Origin of the sequence: Actinoplanes sp. L3-i22, from assembly GCF_019704555.1 — a bacterium.
Classification (GTDB): Bacteria; Actinomycetota; Actinomycetes; order Mycobacteriales; family Micromonosporaceae; genus Actinoplanes.
Genome location: NZ_AP024745.1, coordinates 2,038,743 through 2,059,381 on the forward strand (window position 1 = coordinate 2,038,743; position 20,639 = coordinate 2,059,381).

Sequence of the window (20,639 nt, forward strand, 5' to 3'; positions counted from 1 at the left end):
GGATCACGAGACCGGGCTCAACCGTCGAAGGCCCGGGCGATGAACTTCTGCCGATCGAGCAGCACCCGCTCGACCCGTACCTCGGCCACGACCCGCTCCCCGTCCCGCACGGTCACGTCGAAGTACAGCGTCCGCCCGTCCACCCGGACCAGCGTCGCCTGCGCCACCACGGTCCGCCCGAGCGGTGTCGGCGCCCGGTGCTCGACCTGGGCCCGGGTGCCCACGCTGGTGATCCCGCCGGGCATCTTCCGGGCGGTGGTGGCCACCGTGGCGGCCTCGGCGAGCGCGAGCACCCGCGGCGTGGCCAGCACCGGCACGTCACCGGAGCCGACGGACTGGGCGGTGTCGGCGTCGGTGACCGTCAATTCCACCCGGGCACCCATCCCGGGCGCGAACTCCGGCAGCTCCATGCGCACAGCTTAGGCCTGCGGGGGCCGCTGCCAGTACGTGTCGTCGGCGGCCCGACCGACCGGCGGCGGCACGAAATCCACCGGAGGCGCCGCAAAACCAGCCGCGAAACCGGCCGCGGAGCCAGGCGCGGATCCGGCCGGGGCAACCGGCGAGACGGGCGCCACCGGCAGCGCCCGCCGAGCCTCCCGGGCCCGCCGCGCCAGCTCGTCCGCCAGCGCCCACGCCTCGGCGAGCTCCCGGTCCCGGGCCGCCGCCGACCGGGTCCCGGCCGTGTCCGCGTAGACCGTCGCGAGCCCCAGCATCCGCTGCAGCGGCCCCTGCACCACCCGGACGCTCTGCAGCCGGGCGTACGGCACGATCGTCATCTCCCGGGACACCCGCCCCTGCCGGGTCACCAGCACGTCCTGATGCAGCCCGACCCCCATGAACCGCAGCCCGACCGGGTGCAGCCACCGCACCCGGGCCGGCGGCGGCGTGGTGGCGAGGGTCAGCAGGTCGACGCCGGGCAGCACGGTCCCGATCAGGAACCGGGCCGCGTGCTGGTCGCCGACCGGCAGGAGCCGGTCCGAGCCGGTGTCGTTGCCGCGGTCCGGCGAGTCGTAGCCGGCCACGTCGAGCTGCAGGTAGAGCCAGTTGCTGAGCCGCCACAGGAACGGCCAGGTGATCCGGACCGCCTGCACCCGGTTCAGCGGCAGCACCTGGCTGCGCGTCTCGGTCAGCCCGTAGTGCAGCAGCAGCCGCCCGCCCGGGTCCCGCGCCAGCCGGAAGTTCCAGTCCCGCAGCACCCGGCGGATCGGCTGGAGCAGCACGCCGGCCATCGCGGTGACGGTGCTGGCGATCCCGATGAAGGTCCACGAGCCCTCCATCACGAACTGGGTGACCACCCACGCGATACCGATCGGCAGCAGGAACGCCTGCGGGGTGAGCAGCTGGCTGATCAGCAGGTCCCGATTGCTGACCCGGAAGAGCGAGGTGGAGACCGCCCGGTTCACCGCCGGGTCCGCTTCGGCCGAGGCCGACGATTCGGGGGTACGGCCGGAGATCGCCAGCAGTCGTTCCCGGAGCGCCGACGCCTCGCGCACCGTCAGGTACGCCAGCGGCGCCTCGGTCTTGCTCCCGCCGACCACCTCGAGCCGCAGCTCGGCGAGCCCGGTGAGCTGGGCGAGCAGCGGCCGCCGGAGCTCCACGGACTGCAGCCGGTCGAGCGGGATGGCCCGGTTGCGCCGCCACAGCAGCCCGTCGGAGATCCGCAGCTCCCGCGCCACGACCTGGTAGCCGGTGTTCCACCAGCCGACCGCCGAGAAGATCACCGCGCCGATCGCGACGACGCCGACGACGGCCGCGAAGTGGACCAGGCCGAGCCGGTTCAGGGTCTGCCAGGAGAGCGCCACGATGATCACCGAGAGCGTCTTGGCCCCGTGCAGCAGCGGGCTGAGCGGGTGCAGCCGCTGCCGGCCGGCCCGCTCGGGTGCCCCGGTGGTGGTCACAGGCCTTCGGCCCGGTCCTCGCCGAGGGCGGTGAGCCGGTCCCGCAGGCGGGCGGCCTCCTCGGGCGGCAGGCCGGGCACCCGGGCGTCACTGGCCGCGGCGGCGGTGTGCAGCTGCACGGTGGCCAGCCCGAACGCGCGCTCGATCGGGCCGGCGGTGACGTCGACGTACTGCATCCGGGCGTACGGCACGATGGTCAGCCGCCGGACCAGCAGCCCGTGCCGCACCATCAGGTCGTTGTCGCGTTCGGCGTAGCCCCAGGCGCGCACGCCGCGGACCGCGACGGTCGCCCGCCAGACGCCGAACAGCAGCACCGCGGCGATCCCGGCGAGCCAGCCCCACTGGCGCAGGAAGATCCACGCGACGGCGAGACCGGTCACGAAGATCGCCTGCCCGGCGGCCAGCCCGATCAGTTCCACGGTGATCAACTTGGGTGAGACGGGACGCCATTGCACCGTGTCCGGCCACGGCTGCAGGGCATCGACGGCGATGGGCACGGAAGGGTCACTCACATCTAGAGCCTAGGAGACGGAGGCATCGTCCGACGACACGAAAGGCGTCACTTCCCGGAGGAACGAGCGCGCTTCCAGGAACGCACCCAGGGTCACTCGATGATCGTCGCAGGCCAGCCACGTCTTGCGGTAATCCGGCGTATGCAATTTGGGATTGTTCCAGAGCAATTGCCAGGCAGCGGGCGCACGGCAGCCTTTGGCGGAGCACTGCGGGGGAAGTTCCTCAACCATGTCGACCAACATAAGGGAAACGACTCGGGAGAAATAAAAGGAGTTATGCGCCGGGCGACCACGGGGGAAGTCGCCCGGCGACACCGCAAATGCTACACGGTTCAAAGACTTACGTATCCACCCGGTGAGCGTGCCCGTTCCGGCGGATCGCGCAGAAAGATCAACATGTTCGGCCGATAGTGCCCTGGGCTGCGGAGATCTTCGGCTGCCGGGATGATGATGACGGCCAGGTGACGGGAGTGGTTTCTATGCTCCTAGGAACCTCTCAGCCGTGTGTAGTTGTCTGTCGTGTAAGTCTTGAGCGTCGGCATCCGCGCCGGCGCATCTTGACCGTTGTGGAGGACCGGTGGCGCAGCCCAGCACGCCCGAGACCGAGACCAGCCCGGAGGCACCGGTGCCACCGGCGCACGACGCGTCACAGCTCGAGCGGGCGATGTTCGAGGTCAAGCGGGTCATCGTCGGCCAGGACCGGATGGTCGAGCGGATGTTCGTGGCGCTGCTCGCCCGCGGTCACTGCCTGCTCGAGGGGGTGCCCGGCGTGGCCAAGACCCTCGCCGTGGAGACCCTGGCCAAGGTGGTCGGCGGCACGTTCTCCCGGGTGCAGTTCACCCCGGATCTGGTCCCGGCGGACATCGTCGGCACCCGGATCTACCGGCAGAGCAACGAGAAGTTCGACGTCGAGCTCGGCCCGGTGTTCGTGAACTTCCTGCTCGCCGACGAGATCAACCGCGCGCCCGCCAAGGTGCAGTCGGCGCTGCTCGAGGTGATGGCCGAGCATCAGGTGTCGATCGGCGGCAAGACCTACGAGGTGCCCGACCCGTTCCTGGTGATGGCCACCCAGAACCCGATCGAGCAGGAGGGTGTCTACCCGCTGCCCGAGGCCCAGCGGGACCGCTTCCTCATGAAGATCGTCGTGGGCTACCCGACGGACGCCGAGGAACGCGAGATCGTCTACCGGATGGGCGTCAGCGCGCCGGAGCCCAAGCAGGTCTTCGCCCCGGAGGACCTGCTCGCCCTGCAGCGCCGGGCGGACCAGGTGTTCGTGCACAACGCCCTGGTCGACTACACCGTCCGGCTGGTGCTGGCCACCCGCGCCCCGGCCCAGCACGGCATGCCGGACGTCGCCCAGCTGATCCAGTACGGCGCCAGCCCCCGCGCCTCGCTCGGCATCGTCCGGGCCACCCGGGCCCTGGCCCTGCTCCGCGGCCGGGACTACGCGCTCCCGCAGGACCTGCTGGACGTCGCGCCGGACATCCTGCGCCACCGCCTGGTGCTCAGCTACGACGCGCTCGCCGACGACATCCCGGCCGACCAGATCGTCGCCCGGATCATGCAGGCCGTGCCGATGCCGTCGGTCGCCTCCCGGCAGGGCACCTCGCCGAACGGCGGGCCGCAGCCGCCGATGCCGAACGGCGTGCACCCGACCAGCGGCGTCCCGGCCGGCGCGCCGGCGTTCCCGCAGAGCGGACCCTGGCCGCACCCATGAGTCGACCCGTCGGCACCCCGCCGGCGCCGCTGGACGAGGCGGCGCGGGCCGAGGCCGTGCTCGCCCGCCTGCAGTTGCTGGTCACCCGGAAACTGGACGGCCTGCTCCAGGGCGACTACGTGGGCCTGTTGCCCGGCCCGGGCACCGAGGCCGGCGAGTCCCGGGAGTACCGTCCCGGCGACGACGTGCGCCGGATGGACTGGGCGGTCACCGCGCGCACCACGAAGCCGCACGTGCGGCGGACGGTCGCCGACCGGGAACTGGAGACGTGGATGGCGATCGACCTGTCGGCCAGTCTCGACTTCGGCACCGCCAAGTGGCTCAAGAAGGACCTGGTGATCGCCGCCGCGACCGCGGTGACCCACCTGACCGCGCGCGGCGGCAACCGGATCGGTGCGGTCGTCGGCACCGGCTCCGCCGTACCGGAAAGTGGGTCTTCCCGGTTTTTCAAGCGGCGGACGGCGGAGACCGGGGCGCCCGGCCCGTCGGTGGTGCGGATGCCGGCCCGGCCGGGCCGCAAGGAGGCGCAGGGCCTGCTGCGGGCGATCGCCCGGACCCGGGTGCGGCCCGGGCGCGCCGACCTGGGCGAGTTGATCGACCTGCTGAACCGGCCGCCCCGGCGGCGCGGCGTGGCGGTGGTCATCTCGGACTTCCTGGCCCCGGTGGAGAGCTGGTCGCGGCCGGTGCGCAAGCTCGGCGTGCGGCACGACGTGCTGGCCATCGAGGTGGTCGACCCGCGCGAGCTGGAGCTGCCCGACGTGGGCGTGCTCACCCTGAGCGACCCGGAGACCGGTGACCTGCACGAGGTGCAGACCGCCGATCCGGAGCTGCGGCAGCGGTACGCGGCCGCGGCCAACGAGCAGCGCGGCGCGATCGCCCGGGCCCTGCGCGCGGCCGGCGCCTCGCACCTGCGGCTGCGCACCGACACCGACTGGCTGCTGGACATGGTCCGTTTCGTGGCCGCCCAACGACACGCACGCACCCGGGGGACCACTCGATGATCCGCTTCCTGGCTCCGTGGTGGCTGCTCACGCTGCTGCCCGTTCTCGTCGTCGCCGGCGCCTACGTGTGGCGTCAGCTCCACAAGCGGTCGTACGCGATGCGCTTCACCAACGTCGACCTGCTGCGCACCCTGGCGCCGAAGGGGCTGGGCTGGCGCCGGCACGTCTCGGCCGGCGCGTTCCTGCTGATGCTGGCCGCGCTGGCGTTCTCCACCGCGCGCCCGTCGGTCGACGAGGAGCAGCCGCTGGAACGCGCCACCGTGATGCTCGCCATCGACGTGTCGCTGTCCATGCAGGCCGACGACGTCGCCCCGACCCGGATCGAGGCCGCGCAGGAGGCGGCGAAGGCGTTCGTCAACGAGCTGCCGCCGACCTACAACCTGGGCCTGGTGTCGTTCGCGAAGGCGGCGAACGTGCTGGTCGCGCCGACCAAGGACCGGTCCGAGGTGCTGGCCGGGATCGACAGCCTGACGCTGGCCGAGGCGACCGCGACCGGTGAGGCGGTGTTCACCTCGCTGGACGCGGTGCGCACGGTGCCGTCGGACGGGGCGGACGGCGCGCCGCCGGCCCGGATCGTGCTGCTCTCCGACGGCTACCGGACGTCCGGCCGGTCGATCGAGGACGCCGCCACCGCGGCTGCCGGGGCGAACGTGCCGGTCAGCACGATCGCGTTCGGCACCGACACCGGCGTGGTCGACATCCGGGGCCAGCTCCAGCGGGTGCCGGTGGACCGGCTCTCGCTGCAGGAGCTGGCGGAACGGACGAAGGGCTACTTCTACGAGGCCGCGTCGGTGAGCGAGCTCAAGAAGGTCTACGAGGACATGGGCAGCTCGATCGGGCACCGGACGGAGCCGCGCGAGGTCACCCAGTGGTACGCGGCGACCGCGCTGCTGCTGGCCCTGGTCGGCGCGGCCACGAGTCTGCTGTGGACGTCCCGCCTGCCCTGAAGTTTCACCAGGGCAGGGCGCGGCAGCCCGGAGCTCTTCGAAAGGCGAGAGCTCAGGGCGTGTTGTGCGAGGCGAGGACGAAGAGCAGGACGACCCATGCCGACAGGACGGTCAAACCGAGGGGAGCGATCAGGTTCTTCATGATGGTGCCACCTACTTCCGCTTCGTGACTGGCGGTTGATGCGCACAGCTCACGTCGCGGCCATGCCCGGACCCTGAGTGCCGCGGCGCACACGACACGACCGGCTTCCCCGCGAAACGCGAGGTCGAGCCGGTGGGAACGGGTGGGAGGTCTGGTCAGCGGTCAGAAACGCTGACGAGCGTCCCGGCCACGACTAGGAGGATCGCTATCTCGCACAGCGATCACCTCCGGAAAGTCGTCGGGCCAGGGAACCGCCGGGAACTGTACCCCTTAAAGACAACTTAAGAAACTCGGGATCTCCGCAGGTGGCACGGAACACCCGGACGGGTCATTCGCCCGCGGCGACCAGGCCGGTCTCGTAGGCGAACACGACGGCCTGAGCGCGGTCACGAAGCGCCAGTTTCGTCAGGATCCGCCCGACATGTGTCTTGACCGTCTGTTCCGCGACGATCAGGTCGGCGGCGATCTCCTGGTTCGACCGGCCGCGCGCGATCAGCCGCAGCACCTCGGTCTCGCGCGGGGTGAGCGCGTTCAGCGCGACCGGGCGGGCCCGGTTCCGCTGCGGGCGGGCGGCGAACTCGGCGATCAGCCGCCGGGTCACCGACGGCGCGAGCAGCGCCTCGCCGGCCGCCACCACGCGCACCGCCTGCACCAGGTCGGCGGCCGGCGCGTCCTTGAGCAGGAAGCCGCTGGCCCCGGCGCGGAGCGCTTCGTACACGTAGTCGTCCAGGTCGAACGTGGTGAGGATGAGGATCCGGGGCCCGCCGGAGGGGCCGCTCGTGAGCCGCCGGGTGGCCTCCAGCCCGTCCATCACCGGCATCCGGACATCCATCAGGATCACGTCCGGGTTCAGGTTGCGGGCGGCGGTGACCGCGGCCGCGCCGTCCGCCGCGTCGCCGACCACCAGCAGGTCGGGCTGCGCGGCCAGCAGCGCGCCGAAGCCCTGCCGGACCATCGCCTGATCGTCCGCGATCAGCACCCTGATCATCGCGCCTCCGGCTGCCGTGGGATCCGCGCGAGCACCTGGTAGCCGCCCGCGCCGTCCGGCCCGGCGGTCAGGTCGCCGCCGAGCAGGGCCACCCTCTCACGCATCCCGATCAATCCGTGACCCGGTTTGTGGGCGGGGTCCGGCGGGCTGGTCAGCTCGTTGCGGATGCTCAGCTCCAGGCGGTCGTCGTCGGCGCGAGCGGTCAGCGACACCGGGCCGCCCGGCGCGTGCCGGCCCGCGTTGGCCAGGGCTTCCTGCACGATTCGGTACGCCGTGAGCCCGGCCGTCCCGTCGATCCCGCCCAGCTCCGGCAGGTCGCCGGTGACCGGCAGCCCGGCCCGCCGGACGGTCGCCACCAGCTCGGCGATCTGTTCATACCCCGGCTGGGGCGCCCGTTCCACCGCCTGGTCCTCGGCCCGGAGCACGCCGAGCAGCCGGCGCATGTCGGTCAGCGCCTCGCGGGCCGCCGCGGCGATCGTGGCCAGCTCGTCCCTCGCCTCCGCGGGCAGCCCGGCCAGCCGGTACGGCGCGGTCTCGGCCTGCACCGCGATCATCGACATGTGGTGCGCGACCACGTCGTGCATCTCCCGGGCGATCCGGGTGCGCTCCTCCAGCACCGCCCGCTTGGCCCGTTCCAGCTCGTTGAGCTCCTCCTGCTCGGCGAGCAGGGCGCGGGTGCGGCGGCGCCGGGACCAGATGTCGCCGAGCGCCGCGATCGCGACGATCAGCACGGTCGCGCCGGCCACGTTGCCGCGCGGGGCGAAGGCGTAGAGCGGGATCAGGGTGAGCCCGGTGGCCCAGACCGTGACCATCGACTCGCTGACCGCGGCGAGCCGGCCGAGCACGTAGAGCGTGGTGAGGATCTGCACCGGATTCCACGGCCAGGGCTCGGCCGGGCGATGGAAGACCACGCCGGCGAAGAGCATCACCAGGACCAGCCGCCAGGCCAGCACCGGCCGGCGGTGCGCGACCAGCGGGGGCAGCACCGAACCGGCCGCGATCGCGGCCGCGAGATAGGGGTTGAGGCCGCGGTCCTCCAGCAGGTAGGCCCACGCGCCCATGCCGATCGAGACGGTCACGAGCAGCAGCAGCGGCGCGAAATAACGCCACACCCGTCGCCGGATCCGGGGCCGGGGCGTTTCCCTTTTGAACGCCAGGGAGGACAACGGCCCCATGACCGTGTGACGCGCCTCGGGGCGGATAGTCTCCATGCTCAGCAGGTTAGGACGGCATGCTGGTCTTGTCGTCGCCCTGCGGTACCCCCTACCAGGGTATGACCCGTACCTCTCGAAGGAGTGCGCTGTGCCTCGCACCGTGTTGGTGACCGGCGGAAACCGTGGCATCGGCCTGGCCATCGCCCAGGCGTTCGCCAAGCAGGGCGACCGGGTCGTCATCACCCACCGTGGGTCGGGCGCGCCGGAGGGCCTGTTCGGCGTGCAGTGCGACATCACCGACGCCGAGTCGGTCGACGCCGCGTTCAGCTTCGTGGAGACCGAGATCGGTCCGGTCGAGATCCTGGTCGCGAACGCCGGCATCACCGACGACACGTTGCTGCTGCGGATGTCCGAGGACCAGTTCGAGCGAGTCATCGACACCAACCTGACCGGCACGTTCCGGGTCGCGAAGCGGGCCAGCGCCAAGATGCTCCGGGCCAAGTGGGGCCGGATGATCTTCATTTCCTCGGTGGTCGGCCTGTACGGCGGCCCCGGCCAGGTGAACTACGCCGCGTCGAAGGCGGGCCTGGTCGGCATGGCCCGTAGCATCACGCGGGAACTGGGCACGCGGAACATCACGGCGAACGTGGTCGCGCCCGGTTTCATCCAGACCGAGATGACCGACGTCTTGCCGGACTCGCGCAAGGCCGAGATCATCAAGGCCGTCCCGGCCGGTCGTCTCGCCACAGCCGACGAGGTCGCCGCCGCGGTGACCTTCCTGGCGAGCGACAGCGCGGCGTACATCTCGGGCGCCGTGCTCCCCGTCGACGGAGGTCTGGGGATGGGGCACTGAGTTTTTCCGAGAATTCTTTTCAGGAGAGAATGTTGTCTGGACTGCTGGCCGGTAAACGGCTGCTCGTCACCGGCGTCATCACCGACGCCTCGATCGCCTTCTCGGTGGCGAAGCTCGCGCAGGAGAACGGCGCCACCGTCGTGCTCACCGGCTTCGGCCGGCTCTCGCTGGTGGAGCGGATCGCCAAGCGGCTCCCCGAGCCGGCGCCGGTCATCGAATTGGACGTGACCAACCAGGAGCAGCTGGATTCGCTGACCTCCCGGGTCCGTGAGCACGTCGACGGGTTGGACGGCGTTGTCCACTCGATCGGCTTCGCTCCGCAGAGTGCCCTGGGCGGCACGTTCCTGGAGACGCCGTGGGAGGACGTGGCGCAGGCACTGCACGTGTCGACGTTCTCCTACAAGTCGCTGGCGACCGCCTGCCTGCCGATGATGGACCGGGGCGGTTCGATCGTCGGCATGACCTTCGACGCGACCAAGGCGTACCCGCTGTACGACTGGATGGGCGTGGCCAAGGCCGGGCTCGAGTCGGCGTCCCGCTACCTCGCCATGTACCTGGGCAAGCACGGGATCCGCAGCAACATCGTGTCGGCCGGCCCGCTGCGCACGATGGCCGCGAAGTCGATCCCGGGCTTCAGCGACTTCGAGGACGCCTGGACCCAGCGGGCGCCGCTGGGCTGGGAGCTCACCAACCCCGAGCCGACCGCCCGGGCCGTGTGCGCCCTGCTCTCCGACTGGTTCCCGGCCACCACCGGCGAGATGGTCCACGTCGACGGGGGCTACCACGCCATCGCGGCGTGACGGCGTGACACCGCCGACAGGAGTCGGGTTCGCCCGCGTTTGGTGAGTTGCGCGGTGGCAGGATGGGCGCGTGGTGGCTTACGACGCGTTCGTCCTGCTCTCCTTCGGTGGGCCGGAGAAACCCGATGACGTGATGCCGTTCCTGCGCAACGTGGTGCGCGGGCGCGGCGTTCCGGACGAGCGCCTTGCCGAGGTGCGTGAGCACTACATGCACTTCGGCGGGGTGTCCCCGATCAACCAGCAGTGCCGCGACCTGCTCGACGCGGTCCAGGCCGAGTTCGCCGGGCACGGCATCGCCCTGCCGGCGTACTGGGGGAATCGCAACTGGCATCCGATGCTGGCGGACACCGTCGCGCGGATGCGTGACGACGGCGTCGAGCACGCGCTCGGCTTCGCCACCAGCGCCTACGGCGGATATTCGTCCTGTAAGCAGTACTGGGAGGACATCGCCGCGGCCCGCAAGCACGTCGGGCCGAAGGCGCCGCTGATCAGCAAGCTGCGGCAGTTCCACGACCACCCCGGGTTCGTCGAGCCGCACGCCGAGGCGGTCCGCGCCGCGCTGACCGGCCTGGACCCGGCCCGCCGCGCCACCACCCGGGTGGTCTACACCGCGCACTCCATCCCGGTGGGCATGGCCCGCAACGCCGGGCCGGACGGCGGCCGCTACACCGCCCAACTGGAGGAGACCGCCCGGCTGGTCCAGGCCCGGGCGGCGGCCGATCTGAGTCACGACCTGGTGTGGCAGAGCCGGTCCGGCCCGCCGCAGGTGCCCTGGCTGGAGCCGGACGTCAACGACCATCTGGCCGCGCTCGCCGACAAGGGCGTCACCGACGTGGTGGTCAGCCCGATCGGCTTCGTCTCCGATCATCTCGAGGTCATCTGGGACCTGGACAACGAGGCCAAGGAGACCGCGGCCCGGCTCGGCCTCGGCTATGCCCGTGCCGCCACCCCCGGTGTGCACCCGCGGTTCGTCGCGATGGTGCGCGAGCTCGTGCAGGAACGGCTGAGTGATCAACCGCACACGACGCTCGGTACGCTCCCGACCTGGGACGTCTGCCCGACGAACTGCTGCCCCCCTGCGAAGCGACCTGGAGCCACTTCATGAAGGAACGCAAAGCCATCGAGAGCTGGCTCACCGACATGGACGGCGTGCTCGTCCACGAGGGCGAGCCGGTGCCCGGCGCCCCCGAGTTCGTCAACCGGATGAAGGCGTCCGGCAAGCCGTTCCTGATCCTCACCAACAACTCCATCTACACCCCGCGTGACCTGCAGGCCCGGCTGACCCGGATGGGCTTCGAGGTGGACGAGCAGTCGATCTGGACGGCCGCGCTGGCGACCGCGCAGTTCCTCGCCGACCAGCGGCCGGGCGGTACCGCGTACGTGATCGGCGAGGCCGGTCTGACCACCGCGATGCACGCGTCGGGCTACGTGCTGACCGAGTTCGACCCGGACTACGTGGTGCTCGGCGAGACCCGCACCTACAGCTTCGAGGCGATCACCAAGGCGATCCGGCTGATCAACGGCGGCGCCCGGTTCATCTGCACCAACCCGGACGCGACCGGCCCGTCCAACGAGGGCCTGCTCCCGGCGGCCGGCTCGGTGGCCGCGATGATCTCCCGGGCGACCGGGGTGAAGCCGTACTTCGTCGGCAAGCCGAACCCGATGATGATGCGCTCGGCGCTGAACGCGATCGGCGCGCACAGCGAGTCCACCGCGATGATCGGCGACCGGATGGACACCGACGTCCTCTGCGGTCTCGAGGCCGGCCTGGAGACGATCCTGGTGCTGACCGGCATCAGCAGCCGGATGGAGTCGGAGACGTATCCGTACCGCCCGTCCCGCATCGTCAACTCGGTCGCCGACCTGATCGACGAGATCTGACCGTACTCAGCAAACCGGCCGGCCGCCCGATCAGAATTAGGTGATCGGACGACCGGCCGTCCTGATCGCCCTCGGACTGCTGATGGGTGGTCTGCTCAGTGGTGCCCTGGTCTGGCGGTCGACCGGCGCCGCGTTCACCGACACCACCGGCAACACCGGCAACCAGTGGCACTCCGGCCAGGTCAGCATCACGTCCGCGCCGGGTAGCGCGCTCTTCGCCCTCGGCGGCGCCAACCTGCGGCCCGGCGACACCGCCGACCAGTGCGTCACGGTGACCTACACCGGGAACGTGCTGGCGACGATCAAGCTCTACCAGAACGCGTACACCGCGAGCGGGCTCGCCCAGTACATCCAGATGACGGTGCTGCGCCGGGACGGGACCGGGGCCGCCGACTGCTCGGACTGGGCCGGGCTGGCCAACCAGTCCACCGTGACCACCAGCTCCGACCTGGTCTGGCTGAGCACCAACGCGAACACGTACGCGACCGGGCTGGGCGCGTGGACGGCGTCCACCACGACGACCAAGACGTACCGGTTCACCTACACGCTGAGCTCGTCGGCGCCGAACAGCGCGCAGAGCAGCACCACCGGCGCGTCGTACACCTGGGAGGCGCAGGCCTGATGCGGCGGGTGCTCGGCGGGTTGCTGGTGCTGCTGGTGCTGATCACCGGCAGCGCCCCGCCCGGTGTCGTGGCGGCCACCTGGACGGCGTCGACCGTCTGGTCCGGCAGCCCGACCAGCACCACCTTCCCGGACGGGCCGGTCGCGCTCTGGGGCTACACCTACGACGGCGTCTCCGGGCTCGGCGGCCTCGACCAGGGCTATCCGGCCCAGGTCGGCACGTCGAACTGGACCGCCGTCTCGTCCCGGGACGAGACCACCTGCGGCATCCTCACCGGCGCCGACCAGATCTACTGCTGGGGCGACAACACGTACGGCCAGTCGGGCACCACCCAGGCGCAGACGATCGTGGTGGTCCCGGCCCGCGAGCAGACCAACGCCGCCTGGTCCGCGCTCAGCGTCGGCGGCCGGTTCACCTGCGCGCTGGCCAAGCCCACCCCGACGCTGACCTGCTGGGGCGACAACACGGCCGGCGAGCTGGGCGTCGGTGACTACGCGGCGCACAGTCCGGCGGTGTCCCAGGGCGCCACGACGTGGAGCGCGGTGGCCGCCGGCGGCACCTTCGCCTGCGGCATCCAGCTGGCCACCGAGGCCCTGTACTGCTGGGGCGACAACACCAGCGGCCAGCTCGGCGCCGGCGTCACCGGCGGCACCCAGAACGCCCCGGCGCTGGTCAGCTCGGCGACCTGGACCGCGGTCACGGCCGGCACCGACTACGCCTGCGCGCTGCGCGCTGCGCAAGACCGTGGCGACCCTGTGGTGCTGGGGCAACAACGCGAGCGGGCAGCTGGGCGCCGGCGCGGCGGTCCAGAACACCCCGGTCCAGGTCGGCTCGGCGGCGTGGAGCACGGTCGCGGCCGGCGCCGGCTCCACCTGCGGGGTGCACCCCGACGGCACGCTCTGGTGCTGGGGCGGCAACGCGCTCGGCCAGCTCGGCGTCGGCGACACCACGAACCGGGCCGCGCCGGCCCAGGTCGGCACGGCGACCGGCTGGACCGCGGTCGCGCCCGGCCGCGACCAGACCTGCGGCCTGCGCGGCACCGGGGTGATCTGGTGCTGGGGGAGCGGCGCCGCCCAGCAACTCGGCAACGGCGACCCGGCGACCCGGACCGATCCCAAGGAGATCGTCGGGCAGACCGGGTGGGCGAAGCTGACCGGCGGCGGCCGGCACGCCTGCGCGATCAAGTCGACCGGCAAGCTGTACTGCTGGGGCGACGCGGACCACGGGGAGCTCGGCATCGAGCCGAAGAGCCGGACCGCGTACTTCGCCCCGCGCACCGGGGCCGGCCCGTTCACCACGCTGGTGCCCGGGTCGACGTTCTTCTGTGCGAGCAAGGCCGACAGCACCCTGTGGTGCCTCGGCCAGAACCTGCGCGGCCAGCTGTCCACCGGCGACTACGCGCACCGCTACGCCTTCACCCAGGCGGCCGGCCCACCGAGCGGGACCTGGGCGAACCTCTCGGCCGGCTGGGACCACATCTGCGGGGTCAGCACCACCCACAACGCGTACTGCTGGGGCCGCGACCCGAACGGCCGGGGCGGCACCGGCACGGTCCGGTCCAGCGCCACCGCGAACGTCACCGCGCCGGCCGCGGTGCTCGGCGGCGCGGTCTGGAGCCGGCTGGCCGCGTCGGCGTACAGCACCTGCGGGATCCGGACCGACACCACGCTCTGGTGCTGGGGTGGCGCGGGCAACGGCGCGCTCGGCGACGGCGTCGTCTACAGCAGCAGCGGCGCCCAGCCGACGCCGCAGCCGGTGACCGCGGCTGGGACCGGCACCTGGCGCGCGGTGGCCGGCGGCGACTACTTCCACTGCGGCCTGCAGACCGACGACAGCCTCTGGTGCTGGGGCAACAACGCGGCCGGGCAGCTCGGCGCGAACCTCGACCCGGCCGTCGCGGCGAACGTCTCCCGAACCACCCCGCAGGCGGTCGGCGCCGGGTACCAGTCGCTGTCGGCGGGCTACGAGCACGCGTGCGCGATCACACTCACCGGCGCGCTCTACTGCTGGGGCCAGAACACCAGCGGCGAGATCGGGCAGGGCGCGGTCACTCCGGCGTACTGGTACGTCCCGCAGCCGGTGACCGCGGGCGGCACGAACAACGACTGGGCCCAGGTGATCACCGGGCTGAGCTTCACCTGCGGCCGCAAGATCGACAACCGGGTGTTCTGCTGGGGCACCAACGGCAACAACGAGACCGGCAGCGCCGCCGCGAGCCCGGTGCTGACGCCGGCCCTGGTCAGCGGCATCCTGCCGAGCTCAATCGGCACCGCGCTGCACGCCTCCACGGTGTTCGCGCTGTTCTGAGCCGCGCCGGTGGCGGCCGACCGGCGGCCCCGCCCAGCCCCAGCCGGCCGGGACGAGCAGGCAGAGCGTCATCAGGGCCAGCCCGGTCAGGGCCACCTTCGGGTAGTCCCGCCGGAGCCACCACAGCATCGGCAACCCGGCGTACGGCACCCGCAGCCGTCCCATCCCGGTCACCGCGCCGACCGGCACCGGGGTGGAGTCCGCCACCCGGTTCGCGTCACCCTTGGTGATCAGCCGGCCGTCGTCGCCGATCCGCTGGACCCGGTGCAGCACCGCCCGCCCGGGCCGGCTCGGGTCCCGGAAGCGGATCACGTAGCCGGCGTGGATGTCCTTCCCCGGCACCGGCGCGGTGACCACCACGTCGCCCGCCCGGATCGCCGGCTGCATCGACCCGCTCACCACCACCGACGACGACCAGCCGAACAGCACCGGGACGAGGGTCCAGAGCAGCAGCCCGGCGGCGGCCGACAGCAGCCCGACCGCCAGGATCGAGAGCAGCGCCAGCGGGCCGGCGCGCCGCCCGCGGTGTGCAAAGTCGGTCACAACACGTGATCGTTCCTCAACTTCGGCCGTTCCGCTCCGATCTGAGCGGCCATGAGGGAGAAACGTGGTCCCGTGGCCGTCGCCGCCGGGCTGGCCGTGGGCCTGCTGATCAGTGGGTTCACGGTGTGGAACGCGTCCAGCGCGGCCTTCTCCGGCACCACCGACAACACCGCCAACCAGTGGGTCTCCGGCGCGGTGAACCTCGCCGACAACGACGGCGGCGCCACCGCCATGTTCGCGTCGGCGGCCAAGCAGGGCACCGCGGCGCTGAGTAAGTGCATCGAGGTCACCTATGTCGGTGACATCGCCACGCCGGCCGCGAACGTCCGCCTGTACGGCGACTCCACCAAGGTCGCCGCCGCGGACTTCTCCACCTACATCGGCCTGACCGTGGAGATCGGCTCGTTCAGCGTCGCGCCCGGCGTCGACCCGACCGCGTCCTGTGCGAACTTCGTCGCCGACGCCGTCGCCCCGCTGGTCAGCAGCACCCTCTACACGTTCGAGAACACCAAGACGTCGTACGCCAGTGGGGTCGACACCGGATGGCTGCCGGCCATCGGCGCCAAGAAGGCGTTCCGGTTCACCACCCAGATCCAGAACACCGCCGCCGCCGAGAACAACAGCATCACCGGCATCCCGTTCACCTGGGAGCTGCGCGGCTGAGATAACGTCGCTGGCGTGCCGGCGTGGGAAGAGTCTTATCTGGGTCAGTTGCGGGAGTCGGTCGGCCCGGGCCGGGTGCTGATGACCGTCGGCGCGCGCGCCGTGCTGCGCGACGACGACGGCCGGGTGCTGCTGATCCGGCGCAGCGACAACGGCCGGTGGGCGTTCCCGGCCGGGACCATGGAGCTCCAGCAGACGCTGCGGGACTGCGCGATCCGCGAGGTGCTGGAGGAGACCGGGCTCGCCGTGCACCGGGTCACCCCGTTCGCGCTCTACTCCGGCGAGCAGCTGGCGGTGAGCGCCTGGGGGCAGCCGTACCAGCACGTCACGCTCGCCTGCCGGGCCGACTCGTGGTCCGGTGAGCTGCTGCGGGAGACCGACGAGACGATCGACGCCGGGTTCTACCCGGTCGACGCGCTGCCGGACGGGGTCGGGCCGAGCACCCGGCGCACCCTGGACGACCTGGCGCGCTTCGAGTCCGGCGCCAGCTTCGTGCTCTCATGAGCGAGGTCGTTGCGGCTGCTTGGGTGTGTGTGCGGGATCGGTCAGTGCTGGTCGTCCGCGCGCACGACTCGGACGCCTTCTACCTGCCCGGCGGCAAGCCCGAGCCTGGGGAGACCCATGCCGAGGCCGCCGCCCGGGAGACGCTGGAGGAGGTGGGCATCGTCGTAAAAGCAGATCAACTGCAATTTTTCCGTACGATCGAAGCCCCCGCCCACAATCGACCACCCGGCACCCGGGTCCGGCTCGTGACCTTCCTCGGTGAGCCGTCCGAGCCGGACGCCACCCCGGCCGTGGCCAACGAGATCGCCGAACTGGGCTGGTTCACCTCCGCCGACGCGGCGCGCTGCGCCCCGGCGATCCGCCTGCTGCTGGACGAGCTGGTCAGGGCCGACCTGATCGACTGAGCTCGAACCACCGGGCCGCCACCTGGGTGTGCAGGCTGAAACCCAGCTCGGCCGGCCCGCGCAGGACCTCGACCCCGAGCGTCTCGTCGCCCTGCGGCGCCGGTGGCAGCCCGGAGGTGTCCGGGAGGCGCGGGAACAGTCCGAAGACGAGCAGCGTGCCGTCGGGGGCACTGAGGGCGTCGAAAAGACGTACGTCGGCGGGGTCGGCCTTCAGGCCGGTCTCTTCGCCCAGCTCCCGGGTCGCACCGGCCTGCCACGTCTCGCCGAACTCGATGAATCCGCCGGGCAGCGCCAGCCGGCCCTCGGCCGGTGGGATGCCCCGCCGCACCACCAGCAGACCGGAACCGATCGGCTGCAGCGCCACCGCGACCGGCGTCGGGTTCCGGTACGTCGTCTCCCCGCACGCCGTGCACCGCCGCGGCCAGGACTGGTTCGGCACGAACCGCGCCCCGCAGAACGTGCAGTGCGCGTGCCTGTCGGGCGTCATGCCGCCGCCTCCGCTGCGCCCCGGCGTCGGCATGACGTAGTGGCTGAGCCCGATGATTCGCTCGCCGGCTCGCTCATGCGTGCAACGGCGCGTTGCAGGCGGCGACCAGGGCCTGCCGGCACGCGGCGGTCAGCGGGCGCAGGGCCTCGTCCCGTTGCTGCGCCTCGTAGCCGTTGACGGCCCCGCCCGGCGCGTTCGTCCCGGCCAGCGCGAGCACCTGGTCGAGCACGCTGGCCCGGGCGAACAGCCGCCGCGACCGCGGGTCGAAGCCGACCGGCAGGGTGGCCGCGCTGTCCGGCCGGCGCAGCGCCTGCAGCGCCCCGGCCAGCTCGGGCTTCCACTGCGCCACGTCCAGTTTGGTGAGCCGGGTGGTGGCCTCGGCGAGTGCGGTGGTCAGCTCCGCCTCGGCCTCGGCGGCGCCCATCTGGAACACCGGCCGGTGTTCCGGCGCGGGCAGCACCTGCCAGACCACCGTCTCGAACTCCACTCCGGAGCCGGACGTGTGCCGGCGGACCTCGGGCACCACCCCGAACTCCGGTGTGATCACCGCCTCACCGGCCAGCAGCGCGGCGCCGGTCAGCGCGCCCGGGCCGGGCAGGCCGCGGGGGTCGCCGGGGACCGGGAGGACCAGCCGGATCTCGTCCGGATGCAGCTTCGCGAAGATCGGCAGGCCCTGACCGAGCGGGACATCGGTCCAGGTGCCCGGAGCATCGGCGACGAGGTGCTCCTCGTCGGCGGCGATCTCGTCGGCCAGGTCGTCGAACGGAATCAGTCCGGCGCGCCAGGCCCGCACCCAGGCCACGAATCGGGTGGACCGGCGGGCGGTGCGGGTGGCCGCATCTGCTGCGGGTGACATGCGAGCAAGGGTACGTGCCACCCGGGAACCTTGTCTCGACTCGGAGCGTCACCCCGGCGTGTCCGAAAGTACGGGCTACCGTGCGACTCATGTATGGGGAGGACGTGCTGTCCGGCAACTGGCGCCGGCGAAAAGTGATCCCGGCGGTGGACGCCGAGCCGGACCTGGTGGTCGAGGACGCCGACTCCGGGTTCTGCGGCGCGGTGGTGGGCTTCGAGCTCGGCGCCGTGGTGCTGGAGGACCGGTTCGGCAAGCGCCGCAACTTCCCGCTCGCCCCGGCCGCGTTCCTGCTCGACGGGCAGCCGGTGACGTTGCGCAGGCCGGCGCCGGGCGCCACGCCCGCGCAGCGCCGGGTGACCGCGTCCGGGTCGATCGCGGTGGCGAACGTGCCCGCCCAGGTGGCGAAGGCGAGCCGGATCTGGGTGGAGGGCATTCACGACGCCGCCCTGGTCGAGCGGATCTGGGGCGACGACCTGCGGATCGAGGGCGTGGTGGTGGAGCCGCTGGACGGCATCGACGACCTGGCCGGGGCGGTGCGTGGGTTCGATCCGGGCCCGCGGCGCCGGCTCGGCGTGCTCGTCGACCACCTGGTGCCGGGGTCGAAGGAGAGCCGGATCGTGGCCGCCGTCACCCACCCGGACGTGTTGATCACCGGCCATCCGTACGTGGACGTCTGGCAGGCGGTCAAGCCGCAGCGGGTCGGCCTGAGCAAGTGGCCGGTCATCCCGCCGGGCCGCCCGTGGAAGGAGGGCGTCTGCGCCGCGGTCGGCGTCCGCACCCCACAGGACATGTGGCGCAAGATCCTCGCCTCGGTCCACAGCTACAAGGACGTCGAGACCCCCCTCATCAACTCCATGGAGCGCCTGATCGACCACGTCACGGTCATCGAGGACTGAGGACGCGGCCGATCCGGGCCGCCGCTTCGGTGAGGCGGTCGGGAGAGTGCGCGGCGTAGCCGAGGACCAGGCCGGGTGGGCCCGGCCGCAGGCGGTGCCAGCTCAGTGGATGCACCAGCACGCCCTCAGCCCGCACCCGCTCGGCGATCGCGACGTCGTCCCCGGACGGCAGCTCGGCGAGCAGGTGCAGCCCGGCCGCCACCCCGCGCACCCGGGCCCGCGGCAGGTGCGCCCGCAGCCCGGCGAGCAGCGCGTCCCGGCGCGCCCGCTGCCGGGCCCGGACCGTGCGCAGGTGCCGCTCGTAGTCGCCGTTGGTCAGCAGCTCGGCCAGCACCAGCTGGGGGAGCGCCGAGGTGCCCAGGTCGCTGGCGTGCTTGGCGGCGAGCAGCTCGGCCTGCATCCCGCGCGGCGCGATCAGCCAGCCCAGCCGCATCCCCGGCGCCAGCGACTTGGAGATGCTGCCCAGGTAGGCGACCCGTTCCGGGGCGGAGCCCTGCAGCGCGGCGACCGGCGCGCGGTCGTAGCGGTGCTCGGCGTCGTAGTCGTCCTCGAGGATCAGCCGGTTCCCCTCCCGCGCCCAGGCGAGCAGCTCGCGCCGGCGGTCCGGGGCGAGCACCACGCCGGTCGGGAACTGGTGTGCCGGGGTGAGCAGCACGGTGTCCAGCCCGGTCGCCCGCAGCGGCCCGACGAGCAGGCCGTGCTCGTCGATCGGGACGGGCTCGGTCCGTACCCCCCAATGTCGTAATTGATCGCGAGTGCCGCGCGAACCGGGATCCTCGGCGGCCATCGCGGCTTCGCCGCGGCCTTTCAGAACCTGCGCCAGGAGCGCTTGACCTTGCGCTACACCGCCGCACACCAGCACGTCGTCCGCGTCGGCCCTAATTGCGCGGGTACGGGCGAGCCACGCCACGACCTCAGCGCGCAGTCGCGGCGTGCCGCCCGGGTCGCCGTAGCCGAGGTCGGCGGCGGTCACCCGGTCCAGCACCGCGCGTTCCGCCCGCAGCCAGGCGGCCCGCGGGAACGCGGCGAGATCCGGCACCCCGGGGGACAGGTTCAGGTCGATGCCGTCCGGCGTGGAGAGCGGCAGCCGCAGCTCGTGCAGCGTCCGCCGCCGGTCCGCGGCCGGGCGCGGCGCGATCGAGGCGGTCCGGGTCACCACGGTCCCCGAGCCGGTCCGCGCGTCCGCGAGCCCCTCGTCGACCAGCCGCTGATAGGCCTGCACCACCACGCCCCGGGAGACGCCCAGCTCGGCGGCGAGCAGCCGGGTCGCCGGCAGCCGGGCCCCGGGCGCCAGCCGCCCGGCCGCGATCGCGGTCCGCAGGCCGCCGGCGAGCCACCCGGTCAGCCCCTTGGCGGGCGCCTGCTCGGCCCGCAGCTGCAGAAAGTCGGAGCCGGAAATTGGTCCTCCTCATCGCGCCCGGATTGGTCCTCGAACCGGACCAAGTTCACCCCGAGGATAGCGGC

General features: G+C 72.2%; 24 protein-coding genes and 1 pseudogene. 14 read left to right on the forward strand and 11 right to left on the reverse strand.

What is annotated here, in order from left to right; genetic code table 11:
- Positions 1 to 17 precede the first annotated feature (17 nt).
- The 4 genes from L3i22_RS09355 to L3i22_RS09370 are packed head-to-tail and all read right to left on the reverse strand — an operon-like array spanning position 18 to position 2,641.
- Positions 18 to 410 carry a thioesterase family protein gene (locus L3i22_RS09355; protein ID WP_221326568.1) on the reverse strand — a complete coding sequence of 131 codons (393 nt, stop codon included), beginning with the start codon at positions 408 to 410 and terminating at the stop codon, positions 18 to 20.
- A gap of 9 nt (positions 411 to 419) precedes the next feature.
- Complete coding sequence (locus tag L3i22_RS09360) at positions 420 to 1,898, reverse strand: PH domain-containing protein (protein ID WP_221326569.1); 1,479 nt, start codon at positions 1,896 to 1,898, stop codon at positions 420 to 422.
- Positions 1,895 to 2,410: a PH domain-containing protein gene (locus tag L3i22_RS09365; RefSeq protein WP_221326570.1), complete on the reverse strand. Its 516-nt coding sequence runs from the start codon at positions 2,408 to 2,410 to the stop codon at positions 1,895 to 1,897. Before L3i22_RS09365 ends, L3i22_RS09360 begins: the two co-directional genes overlap by 4 nt.
- Positions 2,411 to 2,419: 9 nt before the next feature.
- Positions 2,420 to 2,641 (reverse strand): hypothetical protein, encoded by a 222-nt coding sequence (locus tag L3i22_RS09370; RefSeq protein ID WP_255658069.1) that lies wholly within the window; start codon positions 2,639 to 2,641, stop codon positions 2,420 to 2,422.
- 346 nt (positions 2,642 to 2,987) lie between these two features.
- Between L3i22_RS09370 and L3i22_RS09375 the strand changes: the two genes are divergently transcribed.
- The 3 genes from L3i22_RS09375 to L3i22_RS09385 are packed head-to-tail and all read left to right on the forward strand — an operon-like array spanning position 2,988 to position 6,075.
- On the forward strand, positions 2,988 to 4,127 hold the full coding sequence (locus L3i22_RS09375) for a MoxR family ATPase (protein WP_221326572.1): 1,140 nt from the start codon (positions 2,988 to 2,990) through the stop codon (positions 4,125 to 4,127).
- Positions 4,124 to 5,128: a DUF58 domain-containing protein gene (locus L3i22_RS09380; RefSeq protein ID WP_221326573.1), complete on the forward strand. Its 1,005-nt coding sequence runs from the start codon at positions 4,124 to 4,126 to the stop codon at positions 5,126 to 5,128. The genes L3i22_RS09375 and L3i22_RS09380 overlap by 4 nt, the downstream gene beginning before the upstream one ends.
- Positions 5,125 to 6,075 (forward strand): VWA domain-containing protein, encoded by a 951-nt coding sequence (locus L3i22_RS09385; RefSeq protein ID WP_221326574.1) that lies wholly within the window; start codon positions 5,125 to 5,127, stop codon positions 6,073 to 6,075. The genes L3i22_RS09380 and L3i22_RS09385 overlap by 4 nt, the downstream gene beginning before the upstream one ends.
- Before the next feature lie 470 nt (positions 6,076 to 6,545).
- Here L3i22_RS09385 and L3i22_RS09390 read toward each other — a convergent pair whose 3' ends face one another.
- Entirely contained in the window at positions 6,546 to 7,205 is a 660-nt protein-coding gene (locus L3i22_RS09390; protein ID WP_221326575.1) for a response regulator transcription factor, read from the reverse strand.
- Complete coding sequence (locus L3i22_RS09395) at positions 7,202 to 8,416, reverse strand: sensor histidine kinase (RefSeq protein WP_255658070.1); 1,215 nt, start codon at positions 8,414 to 8,416, stop codon at positions 7,202 to 7,204. Before L3i22_RS09395 ends, L3i22_RS09390 begins: the two co-directional genes overlap by 4 nt.
- Before the next feature lie 91 nt (positions 8,417 to 8,507).
- On the opposite strand from L3i22_RS09395, the gene L3i22_RS09400 reads away from it, so the two are divergent.
- The 5 genes from L3i22_RS09400 to L3i22_RS09420 all read left to right on the forward strand — a co-directional run bounded on the left by L3i22_RS09400 (position 8,508) and on the right by L3i22_RS09420 (position 12,515).
- Positions 8,508 to 9,212: a beta-ketoacyl-ACP reductase gene (locus tag L3i22_RS09400; protein WP_221326576.1), complete on the forward strand. Its 705-nt coding sequence runs from the start codon at positions 8,508 to 8,510 to the stop codon at positions 9,210 to 9,212.
- Positions 9,213 to 9,244: 32 nt separating this feature from the next.
- Positions 9,245 to 10,012 (forward strand): enoyl-ACP reductase FabI, encoded by a 768-nt coding sequence (fabI, locus tag L3i22_RS09405; protein WP_221326577.1) that lies wholly within the window; start codon positions 9,245 to 9,247, stop codon positions 10,010 to 10,012.
- 73 nt (positions 10,013 to 10,085) lie between these two features.
- Positions 10,086 to 11,117, forward strand: coding sequence for a ferrochelatase (locus tag L3i22_RS09410; RefSeq protein ID WP_221329878.1), 1,032 nt, complete (start codon positions 10,086 to 10,088; stop codon positions 11,115 to 11,117).
- The gene (locus L3i22_RS09415) at positions 11,057 to 11,893 is read left to right on the forward strand and encodes an HAD-IIA family hydrolase (protein WP_370644534.1); all 837 of its coding nucleotides are present in this window, start codon (positions 11,057 to 11,059) and stop codon (positions 11,891 to 11,893) included. Before L3i22_RS09410 ends, L3i22_RS09415 begins: the two co-directional genes overlap by 61 nt.
- Before the next feature lie 40 nt (positions 11,894 to 11,933).
- Positions 11,934 to 12,515: a hypothetical protein gene (locus L3i22_RS09420; protein WP_221326579.1), complete on the forward strand. Its 582-nt coding sequence runs from the start codon at positions 11,934 to 11,936 to the stop codon at positions 12,513 to 12,515.
- Positions 12,516 to 12,804: 289 nt separating this feature from the next.
- Here L3i22_RS09420 and L3i22_RS53395 read toward each other — a convergent pair whose 3' ends face one another.
- Positions 12,805 to 12,981 (reverse strand): hypothetical protein, encoded by a 177-nt coding sequence (locus tag L3i22_RS53395; RefSeq protein WP_255658071.1) that lies wholly within the window; start codon positions 12,979 to 12,981, stop codon positions 12,805 to 12,807.
- A gap of 76 nt (positions 12,982 to 13,057) precedes the next feature.
- Here L3i22_RS53395 and L3i22_RS54570 point away from each other — a divergent pair.
- Together L3i22_RS54570 and L3i22_RS09430 are read left to right on the forward strand one after the other, a co-directional pair.
- A pseudogene (locus tag L3i22_RS54570) lies at positions 13,058 to 13,183 on the forward strand (hypothetical protein); the annotation flags it as partial.
- A 76-nt stretch (positions 13,184 to 13,259) separates the two neighbouring features.
- Positions 13,260 to 14,822: a hypothetical protein gene (locus L3i22_RS09430; protein WP_221326580.1), complete on the forward strand. Its 1,563-nt coding sequence runs from the start codon at positions 13,260 to 13,262 to the stop codon at positions 14,820 to 14,822.
- Here the strand turns inward: L3i22_RS09430 and L3i22_RS09435 are convergent.
- Entirely contained in the window at positions 14,775 to 15,365 is a 591-nt protein-coding gene (locus tag L3i22_RS09435) for a signal peptidase I (RefSeq protein WP_221326581.1), read from the reverse strand. The two genes, L3i22_RS09430 and L3i22_RS09435, sit on opposite strands and share 48 nt — an antisense overlap.
- Before the next feature lie 72 nt (positions 15,366 to 15,437).
- Here L3i22_RS09435 and L3i22_RS09440 point away from each other — a divergent pair, with 72 nt between their 5' ends.
- Genes L3i22_RS09440 through L3i22_RS09450 form a run of 3 tightly spaced genes read left to right on the forward strand, consistent with a single transcriptional unit; the run spans position 15,438 to position 16,936 of the window.
- Positions 15,438 to 16,028 (forward strand): hypothetical protein, encoded by a 591-nt coding sequence (locus tag L3i22_RS09440; RefSeq protein WP_221326582.1) that lies wholly within the window; start codon positions 15,438 to 15,440, stop codon positions 16,026 to 16,028.
- A 15-nt stretch (positions 16,029 to 16,043) separates the two neighbouring features.
- Positions 16,044 to 16,532: an NUDIX domain-containing protein gene (locus L3i22_RS09445; RefSeq protein WP_221326583.1), complete on the forward strand. Its 489-nt coding sequence runs from the start codon at positions 16,044 to 16,046 to the stop codon at positions 16,530 to 16,532.
- Positions 16,529 to 16,936 carry an NUDIX domain-containing protein gene (locus tag L3i22_RS09450; RefSeq protein WP_221326584.1) on the forward strand — a complete coding sequence of 136 codons (408 nt, stop codon included), beginning with the start codon at positions 16,529 to 16,531 and terminating at the stop codon, positions 16,934 to 16,936. Before L3i22_RS09445 ends, L3i22_RS09450 begins: the two co-directional genes overlap by 4 nt.
- Here the strand turns inward: L3i22_RS09450 and L3i22_RS09455 are convergent.
- Positions 16,914 to 17,423 (reverse strand): NUDIX domain-containing protein, encoded by a 510-nt coding sequence (locus L3i22_RS09455; RefSeq protein ID WP_221326585.1) that lies wholly within the window; start codon positions 17,421 to 17,423, stop codon positions 16,914 to 16,916. The two genes, L3i22_RS09450 and L3i22_RS09455, sit on opposite strands and share 23 nt — an antisense overlap.
- A gap of 73 nt (positions 17,424 to 17,496) precedes the next feature.
- The gene (locus tag L3i22_RS09460; RefSeq protein ID WP_221326586.1) at positions 17,497 to 18,279 is read right to left on the reverse strand and encodes a hypothetical protein; all 783 of its coding nucleotides are present in this window, start codon (positions 18,277 to 18,279) and stop codon (positions 17,497 to 17,499) included.
- Positions 18,280 to 18,368: 89 nt separating this feature from the next.
- Between L3i22_RS09460 and L3i22_RS09465 the strand changes: the two genes are divergently transcribed.
- Positions 18,369 to 19,175, forward strand: a complete 807-nt coding sequence (locus L3i22_RS09465) for a DUF3097 domain-containing protein (protein WP_221326587.1) — start codon at positions 18,369 to 18,371, stop codon at positions 19,173 to 19,175.
- Here L3i22_RS09465 and L3i22_RS09470 read toward each other — a convergent pair.
- Positions 19,162 to 20,574, reverse strand: coding sequence for a PLP-dependent aminotransferase family protein (locus tag L3i22_RS09470; protein WP_221329879.1), 1,413 nt, complete (start codon positions 20,572 to 20,574; stop codon positions 19,162 to 19,164). The two genes, L3i22_RS09465 and L3i22_RS09470, sit on opposite strands and share 14 nt — an antisense overlap.
- Between the last annotated feature and the right edge of the window lie 65 nt (positions 20,575 to 20,639).

What these genes read in the sequence shown, in the direction of transcription:
- L3i22_RS09355 (WP_221326568.1), bottom strand. Translation starts at nt 410, where the DNA reads ATGGAGCTGCCGGAGTTCGCGCCCGGGATGGGTGCCCGGGTGGAATTG.
- L3i22_RS09370 (WP_255658069.1), bottom strand. Translation starts at nt 2,641, where the DNA reads ATGGTTGAGGAACTTCCCCCGCAGTGCTCCGCCAAAGGCTGCCGTGCG.
- L3i22_RS09380 (WP_221326573.1), top strand. Translation starts at nt 4,124, where the DNA reads ATGAGTCGACCCGTCGGCACCCCGCCGGCGCCGCTGGACGAGGCGGCG.
- L3i22_RS09385 (WP_221326574.1), top strand. Translation starts at nt 5,125, where the DNA reads ATGATCCGCTTCCTGGCTCCGTGGTGGCTGCTCACGCTGCTGCCCGTT.
- L3i22_RS09390 (WP_221326575.1), bottom strand. Translation starts at nt 7,205, where the DNA reads ATGATCAGGGTGCTGATCGCGGACGATCAGGCGATGGTCCGGCAGGGC.
- L3i22_RS09395 (WP_255658070.1), bottom strand. Translation starts at nt 8,416, where the DNA reads ATGGAGACTATCCGCCCCGAGGCGCGTCACACGGTCATGGGGCCGTTG.
- L3i22_RS09450 (WP_221326584.1), top strand. Translation starts at nt 16,529, where the DNA reads ATGAGCGAGGTCGTTGCGGCTGCTTGGGTGTGTGTGCGGGATCGGTCA.
- L3i22_RS09455 (WP_221326585.1), bottom strand. Translation starts at nt 17,423, where the DNA reads ATGACGCCCGACAGGCACGCGCACTGCACGTTCTGCGGGGCGCGGTTC.
- L3i22_RS09460 (WP_221326586.1), bottom strand. Translation starts at nt 18,279, where the DNA reads ATGTCACCCGCAGCAGATGCGGCCACCCGCACCGCCCGCCGGTCCACC.
- L3i22_RS09465 (WP_221326587.1), top strand. Translation starts at nt 18,369, where the DNA reads ATGTATGGGGAGGACGTGCTGTCCGGCAACTGGCGCCGGCGAAAAGTG.